Below are 12,776 nucleotides of genomic sequence, written 5' to 3' on the forward strand. Positions count from 1 at the left end.
GTTCACGCCGGTTATAAAAGTAATTCATCCATCCTCGGAGGAGCACCATGAAACAAATGTCGAGCAAGCTCGGCTGGCTCGCTGTCGCGGTCCTCGGCGCCTTTTCGCTCGGGTTCATCGCGGTCAAGCGCGGCGAAACCATCAATGCGATCTGGATCGTCGCCGCCGCAGTCTGCGTCTACCTGATCGCCTACCGCTTCTACAGCCGCTTCATCGCGTACAAGGCCCTGGGCCTGGACGCCACGCGCCAGACCCCGGCCTACAAGTACAACGATGGCCTGGACTACGTCCCGACCAATAAATTCGTGCTGTTCGGCCACCACTTCGCGGCCATCGCGGGCGCCGGCCCGCTGGTCGGTCCCGTGCTGGCGGCCCAGATGGGCTATTTGCCGAGCATGATGTGGATCCTGGCAGGCGTCGTCTTTGCCGGCGCCGTCCAGGACTTCATCGTGCTGTTCATGTCCACCCGCCGCGACGGCCGTTCGCTCGGTGACCTGATCAAATCCGAAATGGGCGAAGTCCCTGGCCTGATCGCGCTGCTCGGCACCTTCATGATCATGGTGATCATCCTGGCGGTGCTGGCCCTGATCGTCGTGAAGGCGCTCACCGGCTCGCCGTGGGGTTCATTCACCGTGATGGCGACGATCCCGATCGCGCTGTTCATGGGCATCTACTCGCGCTACGTGCGGGTCGGCCGCATCGGCGAAATCTCCATCATCGGCTTCGTGCTGCTGATGCTGGCCATTATCGGCGGCCAGTGGGTGCACGATTCGCCAACCTGGGGCCCGATGTTCACCTTCACCGGCACCGAACTGACCTGGATGCTGATCGGCTACGGCTTCGTCGCTTCCGTCATTCCCGTGTGGCTGCTGCTGGCCCCGCGCGACTACCTGTCGACCTTCCTGAAGATCGGCACCATCGTGGCGCTGGCGATCGGCATCGTGATCGTCGCCCCCGACCTGCGCATGCCGGCCGTGACCAAGTTCATCGACGGCACCGGCCCGGTGTGGTCGGGCAGCCTGTTCCCCTTCCTGTTCATCACCATCGCCTGCGGCGCGGTGTCGGGCTTCCACGCACTGATCTCCTCGGGCACCACGCCCAAGATGATCGAGAACGAAACCCACGCCCGCCTGATCGGCTACGGCGGCATGCTGATGGAATCGTTTGTCGCCATCATGGCGCTGGTGGCAGCGTCCACCATCGACCCGGGCGTCTACTTCGCCATGAACAGCCCGGCCGCGATCCTCGGCACCACCGCGCAGTCGGCGGCGGCGGCCGTGTCGCAGATGGGCTTCGTCATCACGCCTGAAACCCTGGAGCAGATGGCGAAAGACGTGGGCGAGCACACCATCATCTCGCGCGCCGGCGGCGCGCCGACCCTGGCGGTGGGCATGGCCCACATCCTGTCGAACGTGATCGGCGGCCAGGCCATGATGGCCTTCTGGTACCACTTCGCGATCCTGTTCGAAGCGCTGTTCATCCTCACCGCGGTGGACGCGGGCACCCGCGCCGGCCGCTTCATGCTGCAGGATCTGCTGGGCGCCTTTGCTCCGTCGCTGAAGCGCACCGAGTCGCTGCCGGCCAACCTGCTTGCCACCGGCCTGTGCGTGGCGGCCTGGGGCTACTTCCTGTACCAGGGCGTGGTCGACCCGCTGGGCGGCATCAACACCCTGTGGCCACTGTTCGGCATCGCCAACCAGATGCTGGCCGGTATCGCACTGATGCTGGGCACCTGCGTGCTGTACAAGATGAAGCGCGAGAAGTACGCCTACATCACGGTCCTGCCGACCCTGTGGCTGCTGGCCTGCACCCTGAGCGCCGGCTGGCTCAAGATCTTCGACGCCAACCCGAAAGTCGGCTTCCTGGCCCACGCCGACAAGTTCCAGGCCGCGCACGACGCCGGCACGGTGCTGGCCCCGGCCAAGTCGCTCGACCAGATGGAACGCGTGATCTTCAACGACTACGTCAACGCGACCCTGGCGGGCTTCTTCATGTTCGTGGTGCTGGCGGTGCTGGTGTACGGCGTGCGCACCGTGCTGGCCGCGCGCAAGACCAACGGCCCGACGGCGAAGGAAACCGCCTACGTCGCCATGCCCACCCCACAGGTGCAGTGATGTTCGGCGCCCTGCTCGATGCAGGCAAGGAAGCAGGCAAGTACCTGGGGCAGAGCATGCGCCTGATGGTCGGCCTGCCCGAGTACGACACCTACCTGGCGCACATGGAGCGTACGCATCCGGATGTGACGCCGATGACGTACGAGGAGTTCTTCCGCGAGCGGCAGGAGGCGCGGTATGGCGGGAACCGGGGGACTTGCTGTTAAAGTATGGCGGGAACCGGGGGACTTGCTGTTAAAGCTTGATACCTGTTGAAGTGAATGGAGGGGCGCTGCGGCGCCCCTTCTCTTTTGTGCCCGCTGCACGTTCGCCTCCTTGTGACCACAAACCTAAAAACCGTCGTACCGGCGAAGGCCGGTACCCAAGTTCGTCGTGTCACGTTGGCGGGTGCACGCAAGCGCTTGTGGAATGCAGGAGAAATTGGGTCCCGGCCTGCGCAGGGAGTCGTCGGCGCCAGTGGCGCGTACGACGACTCATCTTTACGTGTCCACGACGAGAGCTAACGTACCCCACACAAAACTTTCCCCGCTTGCATCATGTTGACCTCCCTCAACGCCCCCCCTCCCCCTTGAACGTATATTTTTTTCTTGCGGGAATTTGCATTCCGCAAAGGGGGTCCTGCTTCGTCCGTTGCAGGTCTACTCCGCCGAGCCTGCGGGATCAGCATGCCGAACTTCGAGCGCTCCAGTCTGAACCAGAAGCTGACCATCATCTCGCTGCTCTCGACCGCGACCGCGCTGCTCTTCGTGTTCGCGGCCTTCGCGGCCACCTCGGTACTGAACCACCGCAAGGACGAGGCGACCCAGCTGGCCACCTTCGCCCAGGTCATCGGCGCCACCAGTACCGACGACCTGCTGCTGCGCGACCGCAAGCGCGCCCGCGCCGCCCTGGCCGCACTGGGCGCCGAGCGCGACATCTCGTCGGCCGTCCTCTACGACCGCCACGGCCAGCCCTTTGCCCACTACCCGCTCGGCGGCGAGACCACGCCGGACGCGCTGGACGGCACCGACGACGCGGCCCTGGCCGCCGCCAACCTCGAGGGCCAGCGCCTGCTGTCGCACCGCATGCGCCTGTACCGGCCGGTGATGGACGGCGAGCTGCAGGTGGGTGTGATCATGATCGAGACCGACCTGGTGGGTACCTGGATCGACATCCTCGCCGGGCTCGCCGTGATGGGCCTGGCCATGCTGGCCTCGCTCCTGGTGTCGGTGGCGATGGCGGGCCGCTTCAAGCGCAGCATCGCCGAACCGGTGACGAAACTGATCCAGGCCGCGCAGAAGGTCTCCGCCAGCCAGAACTACAGCCTGCGCATCGCCCACCAGCGCACCGACGAACTGGGGCAGCTGATCGACAGCTTCAACACCATGATGGCGCAGATCGAGGACCGCGGCGCGGCCCTGCTGCACCACCGCGACGAACTCGAACGCCAGGTCGGCGTGCGCACCGAGCAGCTGGAAAAGGCCAAGAACGCGGCCGAGGCGGCCAGCCGCGCCAAGAGCGCTTTTCTCGCCACCATGAGCCACGAGATCCGCACCCCGATGAACGGCGTGCTGGGGATGACCGAGATGCTGCTGGCGACCAGCCTGAGCGAATCGCAGCGCAACTACACCACCCTGGTCAAGCGCTCGGGCGAGCACCTCCTGGTGATCATCAACGACATCCTGGATTTCTCCAAGATCGAGGCCGGCAAGCTCACCATCGAGTACATCAACTTCAACCTGTGGGACCTGCTCGACGACATCCACAACGTCTACACCCCGCAGGCGGCGGCCAAGGGCATCGGCTTCGATTTCGACATCGCCAACGACATCCCGGTGGCCATCTGCGGCGACCCGAACCGGCTGCGCCAGATAATGGCCAACTTGCTGGGCAACGCCATCAAGTTCACCGACCAGGGCCGCATCCTGGCGCGGGTGCGCGTGGCGGGCGAAGATACCCAATCGGTGATGCTGCGCTTCGAGGTGCATGACACCGGCATCGGCATTTCGCGCGAAGCGCGCGCGCGCCTGTTCGAGGCCTTCTCGCAGGCCGACGACTCCACCACGCGGCGCTATGGCGGCACCGGCCTGGGACTGGCGATCTCGAAGCAGCTGGTGGAACTCATGAAGGGCGCGATCGGCGTCGACAACGCGCCCACGCGCGGCTCGATCTTCTGGTTCACGGTCAGCTTCGACAAGCGCCGCGTCGACCCGGATGCGCCGGGCCACCGCCAGCACACGCTGGAGGGCCTGCGGGTGCTGGTGGTCGACGAGCAGGACGAGACCCGCGAGGACCTGGCCCAGCAGCTGCAAGCGTGGCGCGCCACCGCCGACGGCGCGGCCAGCGCGGCGGCGGCCTACGAGCGCCTGGCCACCGCGGCCAAGGCCGGGCGGCCCTATGACGCCGCAGTGCTGGACATGGAACTGACCCACACCAGCGGCCTGGCGCTGGCCGCCTCGATCAAGGCCGATGCGGCCGCGCGCGTGACCCACCTGGTGCTGGTCAGCCCCGAACGCCTGGCGGCCGATCCGGTACAGCGGCGCGCGGCCGGCGTGGCCTACCAGCTGGTAAAGCCGGCCCGCGCGGCCGACCTGTACGCCTGCCTGGCCGCCTGCGCCGCGCGCCTGCACGCGCCCGCGTCGCTGGTTGCCGCGCAGCCTGCGCCCGCGGCCCAGGCCACGGTCGCGGGGCAGCGCACGGCCCTTGGCGTGGCCGCCGCCCGTCCCGCCCCGCGGGCACGCGCGCGCCGCGTGCTGCTGGCCGAAGACAATCCAGTCAACGTCGAAGTGGCGAAAGCCATGCTCGAGAGCCTCGGCATCGAGGCGACCTGCGCGCGCAACGGCCAGGAAGCGCTGCAGGCCGTGCGCAGCGGCGGCTTCGACGCGGTGCTGATGGACTGCCAGATGCCGGTCATGGACGGCTTCGCGGCCACCGCCGCGATCCGCGGCCATGAGCGCGAGCAGGGCCGCGCGCGCACCCTGCCGGTGATCGCGATCACGGCCAATGCCCTTCAGGGCGACCGCGAAGCCTGCCTCGCCGCCGGCATGGACGACTACCTGTCCAAGCCCTTCACCCAGCAGCAGCTGGCCGCCGTCATCGGGCGCTGGGTGGCGGTGCCGCTGGCGGCCAGCAGCCACCACGCCGATGTGGCGCCGCGCCTGCCGCCTGACGTGGTCGAAGTGATCCAGCGCGAAGCGGTCAACCGCGCCGCACTCGAGAACATCCGGGCGCTGAGCCGCGATGGCGGCGACGCGCTGGTGCAGAAGGTGATCAACGCCTATGTCGGCGACACGCCGCGCCACCTGGCCACGCTGCGCGAGGCGGTCGACGGCATGGACGCGGGCAGCGTGCGGCGCGTCGCCCACAGCCTGAAGTCGGCCAGCGCCAACATCGGCGCCGCCCGCCTGGCGACCTTGTGCAAAGAACTCGAACAGCTCGGTCGCGCCGACTCGGTGGACGGCGCCGATCGCATCCTCACCGACATGGAGCACGAATTCCAGTCGGTACGCCACTCGCTCCACGCCATGCTTGAAAAGGAAACCTGACATGTCCTCCTCTCTACCGAAGCGCGGAACGGTGCTGGTCGCGGACGACGACCCGGTGATGCGCCTGCTCATGCTCGAGATGCTGGCCCAGGTCGGGCTGGACGCAATCGAGGCGGCGGACGGCGCGGCCGCGGTCGAACTGGCCAGCAGCCACGCGCCCGACCTGATCCTGATGGACGTCGAGATGCCGCGCATGGACGGCTTCGCGGCCTGCGAGGCGATCCGCCGTGCCGGCTGCGGCCATGCCTTCGACGGCACCAGCGTGCCGATCGTGATGGTCACCGGCGGCGACGACCTGGAAGCGGTGACGCGCGCCTACGAGGCCGGCGCCACCGACTTCGTCTCCAAGCCGATCAACTGGCCGATCCTCGGCCACCGCGTGCTGTACGTGCTGAGGGCCAGCGACGCCATCGCCCGGCTGCGCATCGCCGACGCCCAGAACCGCGCGGTGCTGGCCGCGATTCCCGACACCTTCTTCCGGCTCGACCGCGACGGCTTCTACCTCGACTACGAGCCGGGCCACGAGCGCCCCGGGCGCGGCAAGCCTGCGCCGCAGAAGCAGCCCTGCGTCGGCAAGCACATCTCCGACATGCTGCCGCCCGAGATCGCCGCGCGCATGCTCGAGCAGATGCGCACCGTGCTGTCGACCCAGCAGGTGCGCTCGGTCGAATACGAACTCGAACACTGCGGCGAGGTGCAGCACTTCGAGGCGCGGCTGGTGGCCACCGGCGACTCGCAGGTGCTGGGACTGGTGCGCGACATCAGCGAGCGCAAACGCGCGGAAGAACAGATCCGGCGCCTGGCCTACTGCGACAGCCTGACCGGCATCCCGAACCGCCAGGCCTTCCTGGAGACGCTCGAGCGCGAGCTGCAGCGCTCGAAGATCGGCAACAAGAAGTTCGCGGTGCTGTTCATGGACCTCGACGCCTTCAAGCGCATCAACGATACGCTCGGCCATAACGCCGGCGACCAGCTGCTGAAAATGGTGTCGGAGCGGCTGCGCGAGACCACCCGCCCGAGCGACCTGGTGTCGCGCGGCGATGGCGCCAATGAACGCGCGACCAACCTGGCGCGCCTGGGCGGCGACGAGTTCACCATCCTGATTCCCGACCTGGAACGGGTCGAGCACGCGCTCAACGTGGCGCACCGCGTGAAGGAAGCGATGCGCCGGCCCTTCCTGATCGAAGGCAACGAGATCTTTGTCACGGCCAGCATCGGCATCTCGCTGTTCCCGGAAGACGGCGACGACTGCGGCTCGCTCCTCAAGTTCGCCGATACCGCGATGTACCACGCCAAGAACTGCGGCAAGAACAATGCGAAGCTGTACAGCTCTTCGCTGACGATGCAGATCATGAGCCACGTGAAGCTCGAAGTCGGCCTGCGCAAGGCCTTGCAGAACGACGAGCTGTACCTGGTCTACCAGCCGCAGCGCGACGTGCGCACCTCCGAAATCGTCGGGGTCGAGGCGCTGGTGCGCTGGCGCCATCCGGAGCGCGGGCTGGTGTCGCCGACCGAGTTCATCCCGCTGGCCGAGGAAACCGGCCTGATCGTGCCGATCGGCGAATGGGTGCTGCGCACCGCCTGCCGCCAGGCCAGGGTCTGGCAACGCCACGCCCAGCGCCACCTGCGCATGGCGGTGAACCTGTCGGCCAAGCAGTTCAAGGACGAGAACCTGTCGCAGATGGTGCATTCGGCCCTGCTCGACGCCGGGCTGGAGCCGCGCCTGCTGGAGCTCGAACTCACCGAAGGCACGCTGATGGACGATGCGCGCGCGACCCTGGTGACACTCGAACAGCTGCGCGGCATCGGTGTCTATTTGTCGATCGACGACTTCGGCACTGGTTACTCGTCGATGAATTATCTAAAGCGTTTCGACGTGCGGGCGCTGAAGATCGACCGCAGCTTCATCAACGGTCTGCCGCAGGACTCCGAGAATGCGGCCATCACGCGCGCCATCATCGCGATGGCGCACGGGCTCAAGATGGTGGTGGTGGCGGAAGGCGTGGAGACCGGCGAGCAGCTGCTGCTGCTCGAGCAGTATGGCTGCGATATGGTGCAGGGCTACTTCCTGGGGCATCCGTCGAGCGCCGAGGATATTGCGGGGATGTTGCGGGAACCCTTGGCCCTGCCGGCGAAATGACCGCTCGCCGCGCCTTGCGTAGGGTGGCCCGGGGCGCGTAGCCGGCTCCGCCGGCCGCGCGTTCAATCAAGCTATGAACCCATGCATCGACTGTTCAAATTCTGGTCGAACGCGCGGACGGCATAGCCGTCCGCCCTACGGTACGAACTTTAGTGTATACCGCGCCGGCCCCGGCAAGAACGGCGTCGGCTTCCCCTTCGCCCATGCATCATGCCCCGACAGGAAAAACGGCGACAGCGGATGCCCGCTCTGCCCACCCGGCATGTTGTAGAGGCCCTCCTCTTCCCGCCCCGGCGACACCGTCATGCGCTCCGACTGTCCGAACTTCGGGCCCGCCACGCGCGGCATGTTGGCGTCGCCGGGCAGCTGATCCGCCGGCGCGCCCAGCACCGTTTTCAATGCCGGCACCGCCATGCTGATCGGATGCGCGATGTCGGCCGTGTTGCGCGCGCCCCAGGTGGCCTTCGCCAGCGGCTGGCCATCTTTGGTCAGGTCGGCGATCACGCGGTCGACCGCCGCCAGTTCCACGGCGCGCCAGTCGGCGTAGCCGGGCGGCAGCCAGCCGGCCGGGCGGGTGTCGAGCAGGCGCGCGACGACGTCCGGCCAGCGGCTGGTGCCGGCCACCGGCGCGGCCCTGACCTTGAGCGCGGCCATCGCCTTGCCCGCGCTGCCGTAGAACAGGTCGTGCAGCGCCCACATATAGCCGCGCGCGAGCCGGTAGCCGCTTGAGTCGACGCTGGCGCGGCCGGTCCAGCTGGTTTCCAGCAGGCGGCGGAACTCGGCGCGCTGCGGGTGGCCGGCCAGCGCCGGCGCGTCGAGTGCCGCCAGCGCGCGCTCGCGCCAGCGCGCCGTGAACAGGGCGCGGTCATCCAGCGCCACGTCGAAAGCCTGGCGCACGTCGGTCCTGGGTCCGAGCGCGCGCAGGCCCCCGGCCAGCTGGCGGTTGCGCGCGCCCAGGTCGAAGCCGCCGTCGCCGATCAGCGCGGCGCCCTCGCCCATCAGCTGGCGGCTGTTGGCGGTGGTGATCTGGCCGTCGGCGGGATTGACCACGCGCGGGTAGCGGCTTGGGGGCAGCAGCGCGCTCCAGGTCGGCACGCCGTCCTCCAGCGGGAAGGTGGTGGCCAGCGGCGCCGTGGTCCGCTGCGGCAGCAGGCCGGCGATGGTCCAGCCGATATTGCCGGCGCTGTCGCCGGCCACGAAGTTCTGCGCGGGGATGCCGTCGGTGGCGGCCACCGCCAGCGCTTCCTCGACGTTCGCCACCGTCTCGAGCTTGAGGTGGTTGACGTTGATCGCCGCCGGGTCGTGGGCGATCCAGTGCAGCGCGTACTGGCGCGCGCCGGCGTCGCGGATCGGACCGAGCGAGGTCTCGCGCACCACGAAGCGGTCCGGCTTTGCGCCTTTCACGGCAATCAGCTCGACATGGCTGGCCGGCGTTTCCCAACCGGCCGGCGTGCGCACCTGCCCCGGGCGCGCCGGGTCGGTGCCGAGCACCACCAGGTCGACCAGGTCGGCGTAGCTGTTGGTGAACGCCCAGGCCACCTGCCCGTTGCTGCCGACGATGACCACCGGCGGCGCGCCAGGCAGCGTGACGCCGGCGATGCGGCGCGGGCCGCCTTCCGGGTCGGGGAAGCGCAGCGCCACGCGGTACCAGATATTCGGCAGCTGCAGGCCCAGGTGCATGTCGTCGGCGACGATGGCGGCGCCGCTGGCGCTGCGGCTGCCGGCGAGCGCGTAATTGTTGCTGCCGACCGAGTCGACGAAGTCGGCGCCGGCCAGCTGCACCGGTTTGGCGCTGTCCGCTCCCCACCAGGCAGGGGCAGTCGCGGGCATGGGGGCCGGCGCCAGGGCCGCGCCGGCGTCGAGCGTCGCATCCCAGCTGCTCGCTTCCGGCAGCAGGAAGGCCAGCTGCTCGGGCGTGCTGTGCTCGCGCAGCCAGCCGCGCGCCAGTTCGCGCGGTTCCACATTGTTCTGCAGGTCGATGTACATCGCCCACACCACCAGCAGCGAATCGGCCGCGCTCCACGGGCGCGCTGCGGTGCCGGTGAGGATGTATTCGAAGGGCTTGGCGCGCAATGCATTCAGGCCGTCATTGACACCCGAGACATAGCGTTCCAGCAGCGCGCGTTCCGCGGCGGGCAGCCCGGCCAGCGCCAGCTGGGCGCGGGCGCGGAAGCGGTGCAGGCGGCGCGAGCGATCCAGCGGCAGCGCCGCGGGGCCGAACAGCTCGGCCAGCTCGCCGGCCGCGGTGCGGCGCAGCAGGTCCATCTGGAAGAAGCGTTCCTGGGCGTGGACGAAGCCGGTGGCATAGGCGACGTCGGCGCGGCTGGCGCCGCTGATCTGCGGCACGCCGCCGGCGTCGCGCTCGACCGTGACGGCGCCGTCCAGTCCCGCAACCCTGCGCTCGCCGTCGAGCTGCGGCAGGCTGGCGCGCAGGTACAGGTAGCTCGCGGCCAGCGCCAGCAGGACGAACGCGGCCAGTCCGGCCACCCCTCGCAGGGCCCAGGTTTTCCATCGGCGCTGTCGCATGTTGTCTTCCCCCTGTTTTTTGCGCGTATCTTGCCAGAAAATTGCTTGCCGGGGCGAACGATCGTGCCTTTCCGGGCCGAGCACGATTGATTTACCCGGTACGGATGACCGATAGCCGTCCTATACTGAAAGCGAGTCGCCAGGAAGGCGGGCAAAGGAGCAGATCATGCAAATTTCAAAGTGTCTTGTATTGGCGGCCACGCTTGCGCTGGCGGCATGCACCACGCCCCAGCAACGCGCCGAACGCCTGCAAGCGGAGATGGCCGAACTCATTGCTATCTATGGTCCGGCGTGTGACCGCCTGGGTTACGCGCAGAACAGCGATCCCTGGCGCGAATGCGTGCTGCAGCTCAGCACACGCGACGAGCTGCGCCAGATCGGCAGTGGTCCGTCGTACTACGGCGGCATTGGCTCGCGTCGCTGGCGGGGTGGCGGTTACTGGGGACCATACTGGTAAGCAGCCGGTTGGCGAACGCGGCCTTGGTCAGCGGCGTGCGCGTGGCGAGCAGCCGCTCGACCGTGGCCTGCGCGTGGCGCAGCAGCCGCGGGTGACGCAGATCCGGTGGATGCAGGCCCAGGCGGATGAGCGGTTGGCGCGCGAGCGCCACGGCCAGCACATCCGCCAGCAGCGGCGACAGTAGCCGGCCGCTGCGGTTGCGCGCGGCATAGACCAGCGAAGGCGAGAGCACCGAACCTGCGCCGCCGGCGTCGGCTAGAACGCTGGGACAAACGCCCCCGCTGCTGGCGCCGGCAACGCCATGCAAGAGGTGAAAGTGCCGGAAAGTGGTCGTGTAGTCGAAGCCGAAGGCGCGCAGCGCCTCCCAGCCGCCTTCGCCCAGCAGCCAGGCCGGCGGCACGAAACCGTGCACCGGCCAGCCGCGCTCGGCGAACCAGTCGAGCCCGAGCTGGATACGGCGCGCCGCTTCCTGGGCCGGCAGGGCCGCGAACTCGCCTTCCTGGCTGTAGGTCCCGCGCAGGAAACGCTCGCGCAAACCCGGTCCGCGCGGCGCGCTATCCAGGTGGGTGTAGCCATGCAGGGCCAGTTCGTTGCCGCGCGCCAGCGCGCGCTCGAGGCCCGCCTCCATCCGCGCCGGCTCGCCGCCGCTGCGGTGGTACTGCGGCACCACCAGCCAGGTCAGGGGAATATCGGCCACGTCGCGTACGGCCTGCGCCAGGCGCGCGCACGCGTCCCAGGTGGCCGGCGCCACATCGTGGATCGACACGCACAGGGCCGCGCCGGCGCCGGCATCCGGCCCGGGGCCGGGCTCAGTCGGCAGCACAGGCGTGTTCCGCCGCGCGGCGCCGGCCGGGACGCGCGGCAAGCAGGCTGCCGTAGCGGTGCATCAGCAGCGGGAACACCTGGCTCCAATCGTATTGTTCCTGCGCCTTGCGGCGCGCGTTGGTGCCCAGGCGCGCCAGGTCGCGGCCGTAGATGGCCTCGATCGCCCCGGCCAGGCTGGCGGCATCGTTGGGCCGGGCCAGGATGCCGACCTGGTCGTCCACCAGCTCGGCCACGCCGCCGGCCGCCGTGCCCACCACCGGCACGCCGCAGGCCATGGCCTCGAGCACGATCAGGCCGAAGGTTTCGCAATCGCCCGGATGCACCAGCACATCGCAGCTCGCCACTATGCCCGCCAGCGCGCGCTGGTCGCGCTGGAAGGGCAGGAAGCTCAGCTGCGGATGATGCGGCAGCGCGCCGCCTCCCCCGACCAGCAGCAGGTGATACGGTGCGCCCAGCCTGCGCACGGCCTCGACCAGCAGCGGCAGTTTCTTGTCGGCGGTGAAGCGGCCGGCGTAGACCAGCAGCCGGGTGTGATCGGGCAGGCCGAGTTCGGCGCGCAGGGTGGCGCGCCGGCGCCCCGGATGGAACGCCTCGCTGTCGATGCCAAGCGGCTGGTGCAGCGCGTGGGTCACGCCCATGTCGGCCAGCTGGTGCACCATCAGGCGGCTGGGCGCCAGCACCATGTCGAACTGGCGGTACAGGTGGGCCAGGTAGGTGCAGCTGCCCTGCGAGATGACAGGGCCGAAACGGTTCTGCACCAGGCGCGGCAGGTCGGAATGATAAAAGGCGATGGCCGGGACGCCGAGGCGCTGGCGCAGGCGCAGCGCGGCCCAGGCGCAGTGGCCGGCGTCGCCGGCTTCGACCAGGTCGGGCTGCAGGGCGCGCAGGCGCCGCGCCGCCGCCGCCACCGAGACCGGCATGCGGTAGCCGTGCATGCCCGGCAGGGCGAAGGCTGGCAGCGGCACCAGCTGCGCCACGCCTTCGTCGCCGCCCCTGACATTGGGACTGACGACGCTATGCCGCGCCCATCCGTAGCGCGCAAGCCAGCATGACTTGGCGTTCAGGTAAGTGCTGACACCGCCACCTTCGGCGGCGTAGAACATCGTGATGTCGACAAGATGCATGTGGAGCTCGCGCAAAATGCCAAGATAGCAGCGCTCCGCCGGCCATGTTTGCGCACACGCAGGCAG

General features: G+C 68.7%; 7 protein-coding genes. 4 read left to right on the top strand and 3 right to left on the bottom strand.

Annotated elements, in window-relative coordinates; translation table 11 throughout:
• Positions 1 to 47 precede the first annotated feature (47 nt).
• From BM031_RS08210 to BM031_RS08225, 4 genes are all read left to right on the top strand, one after another.
• Positions 48 to 2,114: a carbon starvation CstA family protein gene (locus BM031_RS08210; protein ID WP_091873593.1), complete on the top strand. Its 2,067-nt coding sequence runs from the start codon at positions 48 to 50 to the stop codon at positions 2,112 to 2,114.
• Positions 2,114 to 2,320 carry a YbdD/YjiX family protein gene (locus BM031_RS08215; RefSeq protein ID WP_091873595.1) on the top strand — a complete coding sequence of 69 codons (207 nt, stop codon included), beginning with the start codon at positions 2,114 to 2,116 and terminating at the stop codon, positions 2,318 to 2,320. Before BM031_RS08210 ends, BM031_RS08215 begins: the two co-directional genes overlap by 1 nt.
• Positions 2,321 to 2,779: 459 nt before the next feature.
• Entirely contained in the window at positions 2,780 to 5,638 is a 2,859-nt protein-coding gene (locus BM031_RS08220; RefSeq protein WP_091873598.1) for a response regulator, read from the top strand.
• A 1-nt stretch (position 5,639) separates the two neighbouring features.
• A complete protein-coding gene (locus tag BM031_RS08225; protein ID WP_091873666.1) occupies positions 5,640 to 7,778 on the top strand; it encodes a putative bifunctional diguanylate cyclase/phosphodiesterase in 2,139 nt (712 codons plus the stop codon).
• Positions 7,779 to 7,913: 135 nt separating this feature from the next.
• On the opposite strand, the gene BM031_RS08230 is transcribed toward BM031_RS08225, so the two are convergent.
• From BM031_RS08230 to BM031_RS08245, 3 genes are all read right to left on the bottom strand, one after another.
• Positions 7,914 to 10,304, bottom strand: a complete 2,391-nt coding sequence (locus tag BM031_RS08230) for a penicillin acylase family protein (protein WP_091873669.1) — start codon at positions 10,302 to 10,304, stop codon at positions 7,914 to 7,916.
• Positions 10,305 to 10,654: 350 nt separating this feature from the next.
• On the bottom strand, positions 10,655 to 11,584 hold the full coding sequence (locus tag BM031_RS08240; RefSeq protein ID WP_229408706.1) for a DUF2334 domain-containing protein: 930 nt from the start codon (positions 11,582 to 11,584) through the stop codon (positions 10,655 to 10,657).
• Entirely contained in the window at positions 11,571 to 12,710 is a 1,140-nt protein-coding gene (locus BM031_RS08245) for a glycosyltransferase (protein ID WP_091873674.1), read from the bottom strand. The genes BM031_RS08240 and BM031_RS08245 overlap by 14 nt, the downstream gene beginning before the upstream one ends.
• Positions 12,711 to 12,776 lie beyond the last annotated feature (66 nt).

This window comes from Massilia yuzhufengensis, assembly GCF_900112225.1.
GTDB lineage: Bacteria > Pseudomonadota > Gammaproteobacteria > Burkholderiales > Burkholderiaceae_D > Telluria > Telluria yuzhufengensis.